The organism is Paenibacillus foliorum, assembly GCF_013141765.1.
GTDB classification, from domain to species: Bacteria; Bacillota; Bacilli; order Paenibacillales; family NBRC-103111; genus Paenibacillus_S; species Paenibacillus_S foliorum.
Genome location: NZ_WHOD01000135.1, coordinates 1 through 17,771 on the forward strand (window position 1 = coordinate 1; position 17,771 = coordinate 17,771).

The following is a 17,771-nucleotide window of genomic DNA, read 5'->3' on the forward strand; positions in this document are numbered from 1 at the left end:
TTTTTATTTCCATATTTTCCTAACAACTCAACAGCTTTTCATCATTATTCCCATCCTGCTAATGAAACTAACCTCATGTCTGAATATTCAAAAACACCAGCATTTCATAGCTTACGGAGCTTCAGATTGAATCGTAAGATGCTCCTCCAAGGACGGCTTGTTGGGCACGATCAAATAATGGGTTTTACCTGGAAATAAACCTATCTCTTTCCCATCCCGATACAGATGGAATCGGTCAAACACATCGCTTTTTCTCCACTCGATCGGCTGGGCTATATTTCTTTGAAACAGGTACCCTCTGCCACTGCCAATCATCTTGATGTCCCTTCGCCCCTCATTATCTAAAATAACATGCTCTGCCGCTAGAACGACTACATTCGATGCCGCCAGCTGCTCATTATTGCTCAAATCCAAATGCGGGACATCATTAACAAACCGCTTATACAGCTTAAGTCCAGCATCATATGTATAAGATACAGCATAGCTTTTCAGCAAAAAGGTAATGCGCATACCAGAGGAGAGCTCTCCGAGCTTATCCGCATTCTCCGGTACATAGGCAGGTATCGCTTGAGTCGCCATATATTCGTTACGCAGACCCAGCTTCTCCGTTCCCATTCGTATTTTCACAAGTCCTGTATACAAATTATGTGGCGCCTTACGAAATGCTTCCCGCCAAAAGAATCTTCCTGCATTGGTGATCTCGTCAAGGTGATCGAGCTTCTGCTCTTCCAACTGCGTATAAGCATCAGGGCTACCGCCTGCATGAATGAGCACTGCATCGTATATTTTACCTAAATCTATAAAATAGGGCCTAATACTTCGCACGGGTCCAATTGTAAAATTTGCTTTAGCACTTTGATATAAGGCTGCTATCCTAGTGACTTCCCCTTCGGCCAAACTCTCATACAGCACATCGGCGTAGCTTAAGCCGGACTGGGGTCTTGCTGACGGATGATTGTTCACCATAACTAAAAGGGGGCGGCTATCATTCTTTTCCTCTGAAAGCAACCCTGTAAAAGGCTCCTTAAACATCGCCACCTGTTGTTTCACTTCCGTTGAAGCAGCGGACGAAGTTGATGTAGGAGCAATGGGTGTCATTGCTGGAGCAGACTTTTTCGTCCCAGGCTCCAAGCTGCAAGACGTGATCAGCAGTGTTACCATAAACGCGGCAATGAAACCGGTCATTCTTGTAACCATCAACATTCCTCCTTAAGAGTATCGCTTTTGTGAAACGTTATTCACAAGCATTTGCTGAGTTTTCGCAAGAAAGAAAATCTGCATTATAAACTTAATGTCGATTAGGGGAATTTTTTACATACAAGGAGTGTATGCACCCTGCTTTATATTATACTTGTCTGGCCCTGATTTACACCTAAGCCGACTTGCGCATATATGCGAAGGAAGTAGAATAGAAATGTATAGATAATAGGAGAATTATCAAGCGGGATAGGTAGATGAATGGATACATGAATTCATTTGGTGAACCAACGGACCAAATACATAATTAAGGATAGCACTACACTAATAACAATACAGGTCGCTATCGGGAAGTAAATTTTGAAGTTACCCTTCTCGACCGCAATGTCGCCCGGCAGCCGTCCCAAATTCAGAAACTTGCCTCCAACAATCCATAACACTCCTGCAATGATCATAACAATGCCACCGACGATTAATAGCTTAGCTACAGGATTCAATCGTGATCCCTCCCTTATATAGGTTGCCTGCTCCTATTATTATAGTCGAAAGAAACCCACTTGCAATAATACCTAAAGCACCAGACTCCTTAACGCTTGTATTCCTAATTACGACCAAAAAAACACCCGCTCCAGGTATGTTTCTTACCTGTTGAGCGGGTGTTCATTATTTTATATGAATAACTTAGATACTCGCCAAGAGAGCACGCGTTTCTTCGCCATACTTTTGAAGCAGTTCCTTTGAACCATAGAGGCCACTGAAATCCTCCACGCCTAGGTAACCATCGTAACCGACAGCCTTCAGGTCAGTTAACACTTGCTTCCAATTTACAACGCCCTGGAAGTTAGGTTCCCAATAAGAAGTCCAAGCTTGAGAGCCGTCTTCGCGGACGTCTGTTTTCTTCCAGCCTGTGTTTTTAATATGAACATGAGCCAAATATGGACCCAGTATTTCTAAGCCCATGCGGAAATTTTCATACCCTTCATGCACCATGTTGCCTGGATCGAACAATACGCCGATATGTTTGGGATCAAATTGACTGACAAGGCGGAACGCGCCCGAAACACTTGCAGTAATCGTGTTGTGATGAGTTTCAATTAAGCATTTCACGCCGTACTGCTTAGCTAGCGGCTCTACGCCCTTCAGGTACTCAAGCTCTAGTGCATACAGCTCATTGAAGTGCTGTGTGCCATTGTAAGCCGGTACTCCTACACGAATCGTCTCTGCACCCAGCTTTTGCGCTACTTGCAGCACACGTTCCGTGCTTTTCAAATCACCCGCTTGCAAATAAGGAGTAACACTTACTGTTTTCAACCCGTTATCTTGAGCTGCACGAGCAAATCGCTCCAGTTCAGCATCGGATGCGGCAGGATCAATCGAGCATAGATTTCTCCGCCAGTAGGAGGGCTTTTCCTCTAGAGCATCCTGTGGAATTTCTTTAAAACGCCATTCAATACCGTCAATACCCGCTTCTTTAGCTGCTACAGCAAGCTCTTCAGGTGTTAAATCCGGTGTAACTACAGTAAAAACAGATAATTTCATGAGAGTAACCTCCAGCTTGTATTGGACTATTGCCACTATTGAAATTATATCAGGCAATTAAAAATATATCTATGTTAACGTGAACAATAAAAATATTCTGAAAAATCAGATTGTATTGCGTATCTCTTTCTGCATATGATAACTTTATATCATCGAATTGGAGGTGCTGTTATGTTCCCATCCTTTTTCATGGCTCATGGCGCACCCACACTCGTACTGGAGCACCATCCGTACACGCAATTTCTGAGAATTCTCGGTGCCCAGATACCCAAGCCCGAAGGCATCGTCTTAGTAAGCGCCCATTGGGAGAGCCCTAGACAATTAATTTCAGGAGCTTCCCAGCTGGAGACCCTCCATGATTTCTTCGGCTTCCCGCAGGAGCTGTACGAGATAACCTATCCTGCTGTTGGTAACATTGTGCTCAGCCTGCAGATTCAAAAGCTCCTTGCTTCAGAAGGGATCACCTGCTCAATTGACGATTCCCGAGGGCTGGACCATGGCGCTTGGACACTCCTCTCTCTGCTGCTTCCGCAAGCCGATACGCCTGTAGTAACCCTTTCCTTAAATCCCCGTCTGGTACCCGAGGAGCAGTATAGAATCGGTAAAGCACTCATGCACCTGAGGCAGCAAGGAATCCTGATCATTGGCAGCGGCGGTACCGTACACAATCCAGGTTTATTAAGCTGGGATTCCAAAGACGCAGAGGATTGGGCCATAGAATTCGATCAATGGGTCGCGGAGCGAATTCATATTTGGGATTTAGAGGCTTTGTTCGACTATGAGCATCGTGCGCCTTTTGCTGCCAAGGCTGTGCCGACCAAAGAACACTTTGCTCCGCTGTTCATCAGCATGGGAGCTGCGGACCGCATGAGAAAAGCTACTCTCCTCCACCAACAATATCAGCTGGGCACATTAAGCTTGAGCTGCTGGATGTTCAGTTAAATTTAAAGCAATGGAACCAATTCATGAAATGAGGGACCGTTTTGTTCAACAAACTACAAGGAAACGCCAGAGGATGCATGCTGTACGAGCCTATGTTTCTATTGCCGTACAGCCTGTATTTGACCTATGCATCAGTCTATATGCTGGAGCTTGGCGTAAGTGAAACTCAGATCGGTTTACTTACATCCCTCGGGCTTATGCTTCAAATATTTACTTCCTTAATCAGCGGATATTTAACCGACCGGATGGGCCGCAAAAAAGCACTGATGGTTTTTGACTTTGTCAGCTGGAGTACTGCAACTCTCCTGTGGGCCTTTTCACAAAATATTTGGTTTTTTCTGGCCGCTGCGATCTTTAACAGCTTTCAAAAGGTTCCTAATACCGCTTGGTATTGTCTGCTTGTTGAGGATACGAAGCCAGATGAACGTCCGCATATTTTTAACGTCCTTCAATTGATCAATATTATATGTGGATTGTTTGCTCCTCTCGGCGGGCTGCTCGTTAGCCATTATGGTTTAGTTCCAGCAAATCGAATCATGTACTTGATTGCTTTTGTAAGTATGACCTTGATGTTTATTGGGCGTAATTATGCCACCCATGAGACGGAAATCGGGATTCGTAAAAGCAAGGAGCAAGGAGCCTTTCAGCCCCGCGTTATCGTTCGCGATTATTGGCAGGTAGTGAAAATGGTCTTTGCCAATACGCCGCTGCTGCTCATTTTCGGTATTTATATGCTGTATCAGTTTCAGCTTAATATGCGCAATACCTATCTCTCCATATACCTCGTGAAAGCGCTTAATTTTAGTGAGGCCTTTATAGCCTGGTTTCCTGCCGTCACTTCAGTATCCATGTTGGTATTAATACTGTACGTTGTACCACGGATCAAATTAGCTCATGTAAACCGGTTCATGGTAATCGGCTTCCTCTTATCGGCCGCAGCCATGCTGCTGCAGATTGTGGCACCTGTCGAGGGTACCTTTTGGATTGTAGGAAGCACCATACTGTTCGCTGTCGGCACTATTATTACATATCCTTATCTAGAAGCATCGGTTGCCAACGTCATACAGGATGAAGAACGTGCCAAAGTGTTTTCCATTCTATCCGTAATGATTCTAATATTCGTTTCCCCGTCCGGAATCATTGGAGGATGGTCCTACGCTATCAACCCGCGGCTGCCATTTGTCTTGATTGTTGTGTCTTTTGTGATAAGCGCGCTGCTGATGGTTTGGTTCACGAAAAAACAAGCTTCCGTGGACAGCCACTCAGCTGCTGTTTAAGATTGTTTGGTGAAATCTATGTATCCATTAATGGCTTACCTTTTCTAATTGATATTGCTCGTTGCACACATTCACTATGTATTTGATGAAGCTCTGTGTCCGTGCTGCCCGTTCATCAATGGATGGGAAGTGCCCGTTCTCCCTTTTTCCTTGGCGGATTCGCATAGCTTCGTATATAAGGGCATGCCATTCAGTAGGGAGCATCTGAACAAGATAATCGCCAGCCTGATCCTTAGTTATCACAGATTGATGTTCAAGTGTATACATGATCCTGCCTAAGGTCAATACCGTATCATCCACCCAATTATCCTGCAAAAACAGTTCATAATTATCCGCTTTTTCCGTCCAATACTTATGTAAATTATATTTCATCGCATTAAGCAAATCAGGCCAACTAACGTTAATCTCCAGTCCCCTAGCATTAGGTCCAAAAAGCGTAAGTCCATGATTCTTCAATATCCATAAGGCAGTACTGTCAATCTGTCCTTTCGTAAGTCCCATACACTTGCCGTAAAAATATTTGGGAAACCGCTCCCGCTCCAAATCTGCAGTCCTTCTCAAATGATCAAGTGTCGTATACTGACCCTCCATAACGCTGTAGTAATCATGTTTGTTCTTCAATTTTTCATGGATAAGATCTATTTGATTTATTTCCTCTGGTGTCAGGTTTCTGGATACGATCGTGATAAAGTCAATATCACTTCTTTCGGGAACAAAGCCATCCAGAACTATCGAGCCCTGAAGATAAATACCGTAAACAACTTCCGGCAGTTGTGAGATAAGCAGCTGCACATAGTCCTGTAACAGCGGGAGTATAACATGGGGAACACGTGGAATCACAAGGGTCACCGTTCCTTTTTCTTAGAATCACTACACAGAATCCAATTGTATCATATTCCCATCTTACCCAGCACACACTGCTATACCATCCTTTGAAGACGAGCGCATTTGTCAGTTTTGATGCAAAGCCATGTACCTCATTTATACTTACCTATCAACAAATAAAGGGCAGGAATTATCCCCCTTAAAGGAATGTTCCTGCCCTGTCCACTTTGTATCGATATCGCTTATGATAACTGCGGCTCTACCCAAGCCATCATATCCTGCAGCGGTTTAAAACCAACTGTTGTGGATACTTCCACACCGTTTTTGAACAACTTCAACGTAGGGATACTCATGACGCCGTATGCTCCTGGTGTTTCTGGGTTATCGTCTACATTCATTTTTGCAATCGTCAATCGGTCACCCAGCTGGCTGCTCATTTCCTCAAGAACAGGAGCGATCATTTTACAAGGACCACACCACGGAGCCCAGAAATCTACCAACACCAACCCATCCTGTGCAATCGTTTCTTTGAAATTATTATCCTCAACTTTTATTATTGCCATAACGCATCAACTCCTATTTCAAATTTATAGTACGGGTTCAAAGGTTAGCTGTTCAGCATACTTAGACCCATTCATTATTTATATGATTAACATGCAGCATCTTTAGTCAATTCTTACTCTGCCGGCCCAGCTTCCACTCCCATTGCCATAATGCTTACCTTTACCGGCAGAACGATGAGCTGTTTTCTCTTGAGCGATACGGAGAGCGGCCGCCAATTCGTTAAACCACGCTTGGTCACGTGTCATTAAAGCCAAATCCATCAAGCTTTGCAGATCATTCACCTCGTTTGGCACATAATCATCCAGCTTTTCTAGCTTCGATAAAGTAGCTTCCACCCATTCACCTACGGCCTCGTCATGATCGCTTTGGGTCACATACACCATCACTTTGCCATTTCCGGTGATCGCTTCCAGATACCCAATAAATTTTTCATCTAACAAAGAAGTGCCACTCACCCAATCGCCTACTTGAACCGTTTGTTGTTTTGCCCATGCCATACTTGCCACTCTCCCTTCCTAATTTCAAGCTAACTGATACTTTTTGAGTAACAGTTCAAATGCGATTGTCTCAACATTAAATCTAATCGCCAATGGATGACTTACTACAAATATTAACCTCAAAACTGAAACAAATCAAGTAACAGTTTGACCGAGGACAAGAAATAGTACTGTCCTTAAGCACTTACGAGTATGTCAAGCTGAGCGAAGCAGCTTTCGTCCACTCAACTACTAAGAAGCAAGAACTATTTAGCCGCTTTCTCCCGTACCTGCTTCAGCACATCTTGAATAGTGGAAGCATTAAAATAATCGATCAGATGCTTCTCAGCACCAGCAAATAATTGATCCATCACACTCGCCATGTTGCAAGCAACCATGCACTCTTGTTCCACATCTCCTGAGCACCAATTCGGTTTTACAGACCCCATGGAGGTCAGACGATAAATCTCCGCTAGCGTCACTTGATCCGGAGCGCAATTCAACAAAAATCCGCCGCCGGTTCCTTCCTTGGCCGCCACATAACCTTGCTTCCGCAGCAGCGCCATCACCTTACGTACTCTTGCTGGATGGGTACAAACATTGTGGGCAATCATATCGCTCGTTGCCATATGATCGGGTCTATAAGCAAGCAGGACCAAACTATGAACCGCTATGGTAAACTCGCTATTCATTGAATGCCCTCCCTACTCTATACCGTTTTTTGCAGCTAAGTTATACTGTTATTATATTTATTACAGTTGATAATGTCAAGCCTATTTATGATGGAAGAAACAGAGAGTATCCAGATGCAGCAAAGAACGAGCGAATTGACAGAAATTTATGATCTTTTAGAATTACTGTCAATCCCAATCCCTCACTTACTTCAATTGTTTCCCCTCTGTCATACCGTAATATTAGCTTAAGCTTTCTTCCTTAATCTCATAAGTTCCAAATGTTATTTCTTTAAATTCCTCTCTCCAAGGAGAACAAGAAGGCATCGAATTATACAGCTCCTCCGCCCTGTTGAAATATAACGACTGTACGATTTTACAGTATTCTATGCAGCCTGATTCCGATATATATTGAAGGCACGCCAGCTTATGCTTGAGAAATTGCTCAGCCGTTAGCTGCTCTTCATAGAATTGCTTCAATATCGGGAAATCCTCGTCGCCATGCAGCAGAAGGAATATTATAGGCAGTGTGCGTTTCTTTTGGATCAGATCATTTTTAAGATCAAATCTCATGACATCCTTCATATCATTCTCAATTTGAGCCATAATACCAATACAGTCAGCCAACTCATTCATCTGTTCGATCGTCTCTTGAGTGCAGTTCTCCACAAACACATACCCCATATAACAAGCAAGCTTAATCAATGAACCTGATTTTTCCCGAACCATAGCTAAACAATCGGCTTCAGTAGTAATACTGCTATTCAAATCCTTCTGCTGACCATTTATAGCTCCCGCCAGTATATGGCTTGCTCCCTCTACCAAGTTTGATGTCCCACTGTAGCTTTGCTGAAGCCTCCCCATCTCCCCCATAAATATCGTTTGAAATGCGAGCAGCGCGTTTAAAGTATAGGATGGAGGGCAGGTCATCCATGGTTTTGCAATATTATCCTGATCCTGCAAATCATCAGCAATATCCAAAGCTAGAACAATCAGCTCGCTCAGTGCTGCTACTTGCCCGATATGAGTGAATGTCCCCCCCAGCATTCTGTGACTATATTCCGTAATCCTCGACCAGATGCTGTCTTCTGAAGCCTTTTCTTGAATAAACTGTTTGATTAGAGTATTTAAATCATCGGAAACTATGTATTGATCGATGACCCTGTGCAATTCCTCTACCACATAACGATCCATACTATTCCCCCGCCCGCCACTAAGTGTAATATTTGCTCTGGACAAATTTCTCTATGGCTTGCGCCTTAGATTTGACATCCATTTTTTCATATATTTTTTTCAAATAATTATCAACAGAACGCTTACTTACATAAATCTCATTGGCAATTTGCTCATGTGTTGCGCCTCTTACAAGCAAGGACATAATTTGGACTTCGTCATTGCTCAACATAATCTCATGGGGGGAATCACTCCCTACCAGCCTCATATGACGGTAAACAGATATCGGTATTGCTGTGTACCCTTCTATAATACAATACACCATGTTTCGCACAACGTTTTCACTAGATTCCTTGGAAATAATTCCACTTACTCCTATCTCCAGAAAATGATTATACATATCCGCTACATCAATTCCTGTAAAAATAATAATATGAGTTTTCGGATACCGCTCCTTGATTTGTTTAGCAACTGCACTGCCAAATTGATCTGGAAGATGATAATCTAGAAAAACAATGTCAGGCTGATGCAGCTCCACAAACTCCAAACACAAATTTCCATTACCAGCATTACCTATGACCTCTATTCCTTCAATCTGCTCCAGAATGGCCATAGTTGCTTTAACCATGACAGGATGGTCATCTACAATTAGGGCTCTCAGAATATTCCTCATGCCGTCATTACCCTTCTTAGCGGTAATGTGATCCATACAGTTGTGCCAGACCCTCGATTTACAGATATTTCGAGATGTCCGTTCAAATGCAAGACGCGACTTTTCATTTGTTCCATTCCCATGCCTGATGCTCCTATATGCTTTTCCACTTCTGGTTTGGGTATAAAACCGATTCCGTCATCCTCATAGAGCAGCTGAAAGGAATCTGCCTCCTTTGTTATGAGAATACTAACTCTAGACGCTTCGGAATGCTTTTTCGCATTATTTATTAGCTCCTGTATAATGCGAAAAACATGACGCTTTGTTTCCATATCCCAAGACTCTATCATTTCAGCTCCTATAGCACTGAACTCAAGCTGAAACGGAAGTAGCGCGCCCTCTTGTTCAACGACCTTGGTCACGGTTTGAAGCAGTCCAATCTCATGAAGCAAATGGGGATTCAGCTCAAAGCAGCTCTGCCGTAAATTAGTATTAATAATCTCAACATAATCGATAATACCGCTCATTCTCTCCATCTCCTCTTCTTCAAATGGATGGCTGTTCATAATGGCCGTAAATCTTTTTTTCAGAAAAAATAAATCCTGCAATGTAGTGTCATGCAAATCTGTAGCAATACGTTTACGCTCAGATTCCTGCAGCTCGAACATTAATTTACGGAACCACATAAAATCCTGCGCGACCAGTTCATTCGGAATTTGTGAAGCCAAGTGCTGCAATCGCACATTCAGCTTCCCGATCAAATGCAAGTTCTCCAGACTGACCGCCAAATACGAAATAATCAAATTCAGCCATTGTGTCTCCTCTTGCCCTAGCAAAGTATTGGTTTTTTTCCTTGCAATGATCATATAGCTGGTGTATTCCTCATGACGATTGATCTTCATACACGAATAGGATGGGTGCCCCCATGCCCCTAATACTGCCATCCGTTCCACTTCATCAGCCTGAATATCTCCAGTAATAACCGTTTCCACACTGTCGTTGTACTTAAATACGATAGCCGCGCCAGACACCTCTAGGGTATTCACAATATCGACCAAAATAATATCCTTCAGCTCCCTGAAGCTGGAGATGGACCGAAGGTTAGTAGCTATGTTCCTCAAAGCATTCTGCAAATGATATTTACGGGGAAACATAATTTTTTGCAGCTTCGTGGTGAAGTATTCATACGAATAAAGCACAGATGAAATAATCACAACAGAGAAAATAAAGCTGATGAACAGGTCTTTGACCGAAGTAGTCCCCTGAAAAATGACCGTATTTAACGCCGAGATAGCTGCGCTAGGAACAATGGAAAGCAAGACGGTAAACACTATACGACGCAATACAATATCGATGTCGTACAATTGCTTGGATACGATGAGATAAGCGAATGATATCGGAAAAACCAATACCAACCATGAGGTATATAGGGAACTCACCCATTCATATCCGAGAAATAACTGTGGAATAAATGAGAGGCAAGCAAAAGGGAAAAACGATATGATTAAACTCCACCAGACTGTTTTTACAATAGCGGATAAAGCTGAGCCTTCATTCCTATATTTCAAATATACAAAAGTAAGAAATAAGAAATTAAACGAAAATACTATCAAGAACAATGCAATCACAACGTTTGTATTGAATTGATAGACATAATAAGCAAGGTCGGGAAAAAAGTAAGCTAATCTAGGCAATACTGTTATAAGAACGATACCATATACTAATTTCATGAATTTATCAGGTAAGTGTACGTTCCCTTTCTCTCTCAAAAAAACAACCAGAAAATGAAAAAACATAACAGGGAACAGTATCATAGACGTACTTATAAACATCTTTCCTAATGCATCTCCTCGAACGGAAGCGCCCAAGCTGGCAAAAATAAACCCTATATTCAAAAAAACAAGCGATAAGAATCGTCCCGATTTGGAATTTCGTACTTTCCAATAAACCATAGCCGCAAATAAAACACATAAAATTTCCCCTAAAAGAGGAAGAACTTGTGTGCTGGCAGAGGCTCTTGCATGTTCCGTAACCACTCTAAATTCCTCGCCATTCCGAGAAATTAAAACGCTGTCTGCTTGTTCGATAGCTCTCCACTTTTTAACGGTAGCATATTTACCCGTTTCTTCATCATTTACCTGTCTAACAATATCTCCAACTTGAAAGTTTAGGTTTAAGCTAGCGCTATCCGTATCAAGCTTTCTTATGACAAATTCGTTGTTTTCATTTAAGGTCAGAAGAATACCAATAAAAGGATATTGAAAAGTAATAAAAGCAAACCAACCATGAATGACAATTAGCAGCAATATAACAGATCGAATAAAAAATTTCTGTTTTATCGTAATTACCCCCTTGCTTTTTATATTTTTCTGATATAATAAAAAGTGTAATATATGTAAAAATATGTCGAGAGAGGGTTGGTAATCATGAATACTTTAACTTACTCACCAGGACTTACTACTACAGTTCGCTCACTAAAACAATTGGATTCACAACAAATTGCACAGCTTTTCAAGGATACTCGTTGGTTCGAGGCTTTCTCTTTATCCGCAGAAGAAGGAAAAGCTGTCATGATGCAATTGGCTAAAACATCCAGAGAATACATAAAAAAATCAACACCAACAGATTTGTGGGAATAGTCTTACTTCTTTATTTTACCAAATGAAAAAGAGATTGCATATCGGGACTTGTCCGAATGTGCAATCTCTTTTTCATTTTTGTCGAATAAAAGTAAATAAAGACGCAAATAAAATGTGCAAAAGTGCAAACATTTTGCACAGCATTGGAAGCATTTTTATTTTATGATATAAGTATATATTTGGTAATTGAGGAAAATTTCATAAATGACTTATAGGGTCATAAAAGACGAAGGGAGTAAGAACTAATAGAATGTATGACTCGCTTACAGATACAGATTTAGTTAACTCATATGTAAATGCTGTAGGAATGAAGCTTGACCAAGATTTTATTGACATGCTTTTCGCTGAACTGAAGCGGAGGAAGCTGCAAATCCAAGCGATGCAATCTTTCACTTCCAACGCCTCTGTTCATAAACCATAAATTCTACCAGCAGATTGAGTATAATCAACTGATTGCACAGACAAGAAATAATCATCTATATGTAGCCCCACATCCAAAAACCGTCCTTGACTCCATTGGAGCCCAGGACGGTTTTTAATATACATTATAGATCATTCCGGCTTCGAACCAGCCTAATTTATTATACCAATGCTTTTTTAGCTATATCTGAACGGTAATGCATACCATCGAAGCGGATGCAGTCCGCGGCCGTATATGCTTTCTCACGCGCTTCTGCGATATCTTTGCCGAGGGCGGTAACGCCAAGCACACGGCCTCCATTAGTTACGATCTGACCGTCCTTCAACGCAGTACCAGCGTGAAACACAAGTGCGTCCTTCACTTTATCCAAGCCTTCAATTGGAAGCCCCTTTGGATAAAACGCAGGATAACCCTCCGAAGCGAGAATTACGCACACCGCTGCCTCGTCACTCCATTGGATATCCATTTGCTCGAGGTGACCGTTCACCGCTGCCAAGAAAATATCAAGCAGATCCGTTTTCAACCGCGGCAGCACAACCTGAGTTTCCGGGTCGCCGAAGCGCGCGTTGAACTCGATGGTTTTGGGGCCTTGCGGCGTTATCATAAGTCCTGCAAACAGCACACCGCGGAACGAACGGCCTTCGCTAACCATCGCTGCAGCCGTCGGCTTAATAATAGTCTCAATCGCTTCATCGATGATAGATTGAGGAATATGCGGCAGTGGCGTATAAGTGCCCATACCGCCCGTGTTCGGGCCTTTATCGTCATCGAACACAGCCTTATGATCCTGTGCGGGCACCATAGGGCGCACCACATTGCCATCTACAAAGGACAGGATAGACATTTCCTGACCACTCAGAAACTCCTCGATCACAACCTGATCCCCGGAAGCTCCGAAAATTTTAGTAACCATGATATCATGAAGCGCCTTCTCAGCTTCTTCCATCGACTGTGCAACCACAACGCCTTTTCCTGCTGCCAAGCCATCTGCCTTGATAACAATCGGAATTTGCTGCTTGTGCAAGTAGCTCAACGCTTCATCGTAGTTTTCGAATGATTCGTAGGCTGCGGTTGGAATGTTGTACTTTTTAAACAGATCCTTGGAGAAGACTTTGCTTGCCTCAAGAATCGCCGCATTTTTCCGCGGACCAAACACAGGAATCTTCTTGGCCTCCAAGTGATCGACAATGCCTTCGGATAACGGATCATCCGGACCGATAACAACCAAATCAATGGAATGGTCCAAAGCGAATTGGCCGATCTCCTCAAACTGATTCACTTGTATAGGTACGCATTCCGCAACCTCAGCAATACCTCCGTTACCCGGCGCACAGTACAACTCTCGCACCTTGGGGCTTTTTTTCAAAGCCCAACAAATCGCATGCTCACGGCCACCGCCGCCAATGACTAAAACCCGCATTCCGCGCACCTCCTACTTGTTGATTACCCGCATTTCGGTCTGTCCATTGTCGATGTTAATCGTTTTAACCAACAAGGAAATTTTGTTTTCTTCGTTCAGTCTATCCCAGTAAGCACTTGCTGTTTGCTCTATATCGTTGTACACAGGTACGAGAACAGGCTCTCCATTGAAGGATGGCAGCGGATTGCCGTCTGCGGAATAAGTATGAATACAGTGACCAAAGCCAGCAATTCCCTGTTCGTAATGGAAAAATTGGCGAAGCGTCTGCTCCGGATTTCCCGCATTCGTTTTTAGGATCGACAGCTTGTATTGGCACTGCTTGTTATTCAAATCAACTAAACCTGAAATCCGCGGCGTATAGTTAGGTGCATCCGGCTCAAAAGTCCGTGTAGTCAATGCTTGCTCGAAGGTGCCGCCATTGTTCAATGTATCGTAAATGGTATCCGTTTGATCACCATTCGTTACAATGTGCGCGCCATCAGCATATTTGACAGGATAATAAATAATAAGAGAAGGATCTGTCAGCTTGGCCGGGTCTTTCGCTTCCGTACGGAGAAACCCATTGTCTTCTTGTACAAAAATCCGGTTGCGGCTGTTTTCGCTGCGTCCCATAATCCAATACACTTGAACCAGACGTTTGCCATCCGGAGTCAAACCTATAACAATACCGCGCCCTGGGTAAGGATTTTGTTTCAATCCGTCCAAATTTTGTTCTGCTGTGCTGCTCCATTGTACTGCTGCCGTCACGAGTAGTTCCTCCTTAGAGTTTCGCTTTAGCGAAACTTTCTTCGTAAGCTTGTGCTGAGTTTTGATTTAGTAAAAGCTTGCTTCGTAAAGCACTATTTTCTAATGATGGAACAGACGCACGCCTGAATAAGTCATGACCATATCATAATCATTAGCTGCTTGTACAACCTCTTCATCACGCATAGAGCTGCCCGCCTGAACAACGTATTTCACACCGCTGCGGCTAGCACGGTCGATGTTATCACGGAATGGAAGGAATGCATCCGATCCGTAGGTAACCCCCTGCAGCTTATTCAACCACTCACGCTTCTCCTCACGTGTCAAACGTGGCGGCACTTCCGAGAAGCAGCTCTCCCAGCTTGCATTCTCTACGGAAGTAACTTCATCCTCCAGCCAAAGATCGATCGCGTTGTTCTGCTCAGCACGGGATAAGCCCGGACGGAATGCCATCGAAAGTGCTTTTGGGTGCTGACGAAGGAACCAACGGTCCGTTTTATCACCCGCTAGACGAGTGCAATGAATTCTGGATTGTTGTCCAGCTCCAATACCGATGGTTTGACCATCAAGCGCATAGCAAATTGAATTGGACTGTGTATATTTCAAAGTGACCAGGCTTACAAGCATGTCTCTTTTGGCCGATTCCGGTAAATCTTTATTTTTTGTAACAATGTTAGTTAGTGCGGATTCATCAATCACTGCATTGTTGCGTTGCTGCTCCAAGGTCATGCCGAACAAATTACGTTTTTCAACAGGGTTCGCCACATATTCCGGATCTATTTGCAAAATTAAGTAACCGCCGTTTTTCTTTTCTTTCAAAATTTGCAAAGCTTCTTCCGTATAACCCGGAGCAACGACCAGATCAGACACTTCACGTTTTAGAAGTCTTGCAGTTGAGGCATCAACAATATCGCTAAGCGCAGCACAATCGCCGAATGATGACATCCGATCTGCTCCTCTAGCTCTAGCATAGGCTGTTGCAAGCGGTGACAGCTCTAAGCCTTCAACGAAGTAAGCTTTGGCCAATTCTGGGCTAAGCGGTGCATAGACAGCGGCTCCAGCCGGGCTAACATGCTTAAATGAAGCGGCTGCAGGAAGCCCTGTTGCCAGTCTTAGCTCTCTTGCAAGCTGGTAGCTGTTAAGAGCATCTAACAAATTAATAAAGCCAGGATCGCCATTTACTACGGTAAGAGGCAGCTTGCCGTTCTCACTGTAGATTTTTGCTTCCTTTTGGTGCGGATTCATGCCATAGCGCAAATGAAGCTCGTTCGAGTTACTCATTGGTTTATCCCTTCCTAACTGGTTATAGTGATATTCCCTTGCAATTGAACCTGTCCTCTAGCAATTCGCTCTATGACTTGAGGCAGCAGCACATGCTCTATCTCATGAATGCGTGCAGCCAAGCTTTCTTCCGTATCCTGAGGCGTAATTTCAACACTTCGTTGTGCGATAATAGGCCCTGTATCCATACCGCCATCTACGTAATGTACCGTAACTCCCGTCGTCTTAACACCATAATCCATAGCTTGTTTAATGGCGTCTAAGCCCGGAAAAGACGGCAGCAGCGATGGGTGAATATTGATCAGACGCCCATACAGCGGCTCGACCAGCACATTTGTAATAAGACGCATATAACCGGCCATCACTACCAAATCGATCTCAAGCGCCTGCAGCCGCTCTAATATTTCTTTCTCGTAAGCTTCGCGATCTGCATAGTCCTTCGGGCGAAACACAAACGCCGGCACCCCTAATTGCCTCGCTCGTTCCACCACTTGAGCCTTCGGTCTGTCACATACAAGAAGCTCGATGCGAACATCGAGCCTCGGTTGCATGGACGAGCTGGTGACGGAGTCACCTGCAAGCCTGCCTGCATTCACCGCATCCGCGATTGCCTGAAAATTCGAGCCGCTACCGGACGCGAAAACGGCGATGCGAAACGGTTTCGTCATACTACCGCTCCTTGAAACGTCACAATCCGCTCACCGGCTGTTACCCGACCCAGCGTGTATACTTTTTCTCCGTGCTGTTCGAAAATAGCTGAGGCTTCCGCTGCCTGCTGCTCAGATACAACGATAACCATACCGATACCCATGTTAAAGGTACGGAACATATCATTATTGCTGATGCCACCCTCTTGCTGCATCAACTGGAAGATAGGCAGAATCGGCCATGAGCCGTAGTCGATATCCACGTTGACATCATCGGGAAGCATGCGTGGGATATTCTCGATAAAACCGCCACCTGTAATGTGTGCAAGACCTTTGAGCTCTACCTTCTCCAAAGCTGCAAGAACGGACTTCACATAAATCTTAGTCGGCTCCAGAATCACATCACCCAGCTTAGCACCCAAAGCGTCTACGTGATCATGTAAGCTGTAGCCTTTTTCCTCAAGCAGCAGCCTGCGTACAAGCGAGAAGCCGTTACTGTGTACACCTGTGGAAGCAAGGCCGATAACTACATCGCCCGGACGAATGGTGGAACCATTGATGATTTTCTTCTTGTCCACTACGCCAACTGTGAAGCCTGCAATATCATACTCGCCTTCGGAATACATCCCTGGCATTTCTGCCGTTTCACCGCCGATTAGAGCACAGCCGGACTGCACGCAGCCATCGCTAATACCTTTGATGATCGATTCGATTTTCTCAGGAATAACTTTGTCGCAAGCCAAGTAGTCGAGGAAGAAAAGCGGCTCCGCACCTTGTACGATAATATCATTCACGCACATCGCCACAGCATCGATACCAATCGTATCGTGCTTATCCATGGCAAAAGCAATCTTCAGCTTCGTGCCTACGCCGTCTGTACCGGAAACTAGCACAGGCTCGTCGTATTTATCCTTATTCAAGCCGAAAAGCCCGCCGAATCCACCCAAATCCGTCATCACTTCGGGACGGAAGGTTGTTTTCACGTGCTTTTTCATTCGTTCTACGGCTTCGTTACCTGCCGCTATGTCAACTCCGGCCTTCTTATATGCATCCGACACTTGGATCATCTCCTTTTGGGTTGTTGTGCGATTTTACTGTTCGAATGAGGTGGCTCGAAACTAGAAACCCTAATACGTCGCCTTAGCCGACTCCGGTCTGTGTGCCGCCTACGGCCGCTGTTGAATGCGTGTTCCCTTGATTAGATTAGGACGCAGGAACACACATTCAAAGGCGGCTCGTAAACTCTCCGGCTGGCACACAGACCTCCGCCTCATAGGCGATCGTTTCCTCAGAGCCAGACCAC

19 protein-coding genes are annotated in these 17,771 nt (G+C 44.0%); 4 read left to right on the forward strand and 15 right to left on the reverse strand.

Translation table 11 applies throughout. The features are described 5' to 3' along the window. Positions 1-111 precede the first annotated feature (111 nt). From GC093_RS35160 to GC093_RS35170, 3 genes are all read right to left on the reverse strand, one after another. The gene (locus GC093_RS35160) at positions 112-1,197 is read right to left on the reverse strand and encodes a DUF3048 domain-containing protein (protein ID WP_171656621.1); all 1,086 of its coding nucleotides are present in this window, start codon (positions 1,195-1,197) and stop codon (positions 112-114) included. A gap of 275 nt (positions 1,198-1,472) precedes the next feature. Next, positions 1,473-1,694, reverse strand: a complete 222-nt coding sequence (locus GC093_RS35165; RefSeq protein ID WP_171656622.1) for a DUF2905 domain-containing protein — start codon at positions 1,692-1,694, stop codon at positions 1,473-1,475. Positions 1,695-1,878: 184 nt separating this feature from the next. Further along, positions 1,879-2,736, reverse strand: coding sequence for a sugar phosphate isomerase/epimerase family protein (locus GC093_RS35170; RefSeq protein ID WP_171656623.1), 858 nt, complete (start codon positions 2,734-2,736; stop codon positions 1,879-1,881). 171 nt (positions 2,737-2,907) lie between these two features. Here GC093_RS35170 and GC093_RS35175 point away from each other — a divergent pair, with 171 nt between their 5' ends. Continuing rightward, a complete protein-coding gene (locus GC093_RS35175) occupies positions 2,908-3,678 on the forward strand; it encodes a DODA-type extradiol aromatic ring-opening family dioxygenase (protein ID WP_171656669.1) in 771 nt (256 codons plus the stop codon). Positions 3,679-3,719: 41 nt separating this feature from the next. Beyond that, positions 3,720-4,955, forward strand: a complete 1,236-nt coding sequence (locus GC093_RS35180) for an MFS transporter (protein WP_246315844.1) — start codon at positions 3,720-3,722, stop codon at positions 4,953-4,955. 27 nt (positions 4,956-4,982) lie between these two features. Here GC093_RS35180 and GC093_RS36750 read toward each other — a convergent pair whose 3' ends face one another. The 7 genes from GC093_RS36750 to GC093_RS35215 form a co-directional block, all read right to left on the reverse strand. Beyond that, positions 4,983-5,795: an aminoglycoside adenylyltransferase domain-containing protein gene (locus tag GC093_RS36750; protein ID WP_171656624.1), complete on the reverse strand. Its 813-nt coding sequence runs from the start codon at positions 5,793-5,795 to the stop codon at positions 4,983-4,985. Between the two features lie 227 nt (positions 5,796-6,022). Continuing rightward, positions 6,023-6,343: a thioredoxin gene (trxA, locus tag GC093_RS35190; protein ID WP_171656625.1), complete on the reverse strand. Its 321-nt coding sequence runs from the start codon at positions 6,341-6,343 to the stop codon at positions 6,023-6,025. A gap of 102 nt (positions 6,344-6,445) precedes the next feature. Further along, positions 6,446-6,841, reverse strand: coding sequence for a hypothetical protein (locus GC093_RS35195; RefSeq protein WP_171656626.1), 396 nt, complete (start codon positions 6,839-6,841; stop codon positions 6,446-6,448). A gap of 245 nt (positions 6,842-7,086) precedes the next feature. Then, positions 7,087-7,512: an RrF2 family transcriptional regulator gene (locus GC093_RS35200; RefSeq protein ID WP_171656627.1), complete on the reverse strand. Its 426-nt coding sequence runs from the start codon at positions 7,510-7,512 to the stop codon at positions 7,087-7,089. 222 nt (positions 7,513-7,734) lie between these two features. Then, positions 7,735-8,685, reverse strand: a complete 951-nt coding sequence (locus tag GC093_RS35205; protein ID WP_216625016.1) for a polyprenyl synthetase family protein — start codon at positions 8,683-8,685, stop codon at positions 7,735-7,737. Between the two features lie 19 nt (positions 8,686-8,704). Continuing rightward, entirely contained in the window at positions 8,705-9,337 is a 633-nt protein-coding gene (locus GC093_RS35210) for a response regulator transcription factor (RefSeq protein ID WP_171656629.1), read from the reverse strand. Next, on the reverse strand, positions 9,334-11,622 hold the full coding sequence (locus GC093_RS35215) for a sensor histidine kinase (protein ID WP_171656630.1): 2,289 nt from the start codon (positions 11,620-11,622) through the stop codon (positions 9,334-9,336). The genes GC093_RS35210 and GC093_RS35215 overlap by 4 nt, the downstream gene beginning before the upstream one ends. Positions 11,623-11,742: 120 nt before the next feature. Between GC093_RS35215 and GC093_RS35220 the strand changes: the two genes are divergently transcribed. Together GC093_RS35220 and GC093_RS37025 are read left to right on the forward strand one after the other, a co-directional pair. Continuing rightward, a complete protein-coding gene (locus tag GC093_RS35220; protein ID WP_171656631.1) occupies positions 11,743-11,955 on the forward strand; it encodes a hypothetical protein in 213 nt (70 codons plus the stop codon). Between the two features lie 250 nt (positions 11,956-12,205). Continuing rightward, entirely contained in the window at positions 12,206-12,376 is a 171-nt protein-coding gene (locus GC093_RS37025; protein ID WP_171656632.1) for a sporulation histidine kinase inhibitor Sda, read from the forward strand. Between the two features lie 160 nt (positions 12,377-12,536). Here the strand turns inward: GC093_RS37025 and purD are convergent, their stop codons facing one another. The 5 genes from purD to purM form a co-directional block, all read right to left on the reverse strand. Beyond that, positions 12,537-13,796, reverse strand: coding sequence for a phosphoribosylamine--glycine ligase (purD, locus tag GC093_RS35230; RefSeq protein WP_171656633.1), 1,260 nt, complete (start codon positions 13,794-13,796; stop codon positions 12,537-12,539). A 12-nt stretch (positions 13,797-13,808) separates the two neighbouring features. Beyond that, a complete protein-coding gene (locus GC093_RS35235; protein WP_171656634.1) occupies positions 13,809-14,543 on the reverse strand; it encodes an IMP cyclohydrolase in 735 nt (244 codons plus the stop codon). A gap of 99 nt (positions 14,544-14,642) precedes the next feature. Continuing rightward, on the reverse strand, positions 14,643-15,821 hold the full coding sequence (locus GC093_RS35240) for a phosphoribosylaminoimidazolecarboxamide formyltransferase (RefSeq protein WP_171656635.1): 1,179 nt from the start codon (positions 15,819-15,821) through the stop codon (positions 14,643-14,645). Between the two features lie 14 nt (positions 15,822-15,835). Next, on the reverse strand, positions 15,836-16,489 hold the full coding sequence (gene purN / locus GC093_RS35245) for a phosphoribosylglycinamide formyltransferase (RefSeq protein ID WP_171656636.1): 654 nt from the start codon (positions 16,487-16,489) through the stop codon (positions 15,836-15,838). Next, positions 16,486-17,526: a phosphoribosylformylglycinamidine cyclo-ligase gene (gene purM / locus GC093_RS35250; protein WP_171656637.1), complete on the reverse strand. Its 1,041-nt coding sequence runs from the start codon at positions 17,524-17,526 to the stop codon at positions 16,486-16,488. The genes purN and purM overlap by 4 nt, the downstream gene beginning before the upstream one ends. Positions 17,527-17,771 lie beyond the last annotated feature (245 nt).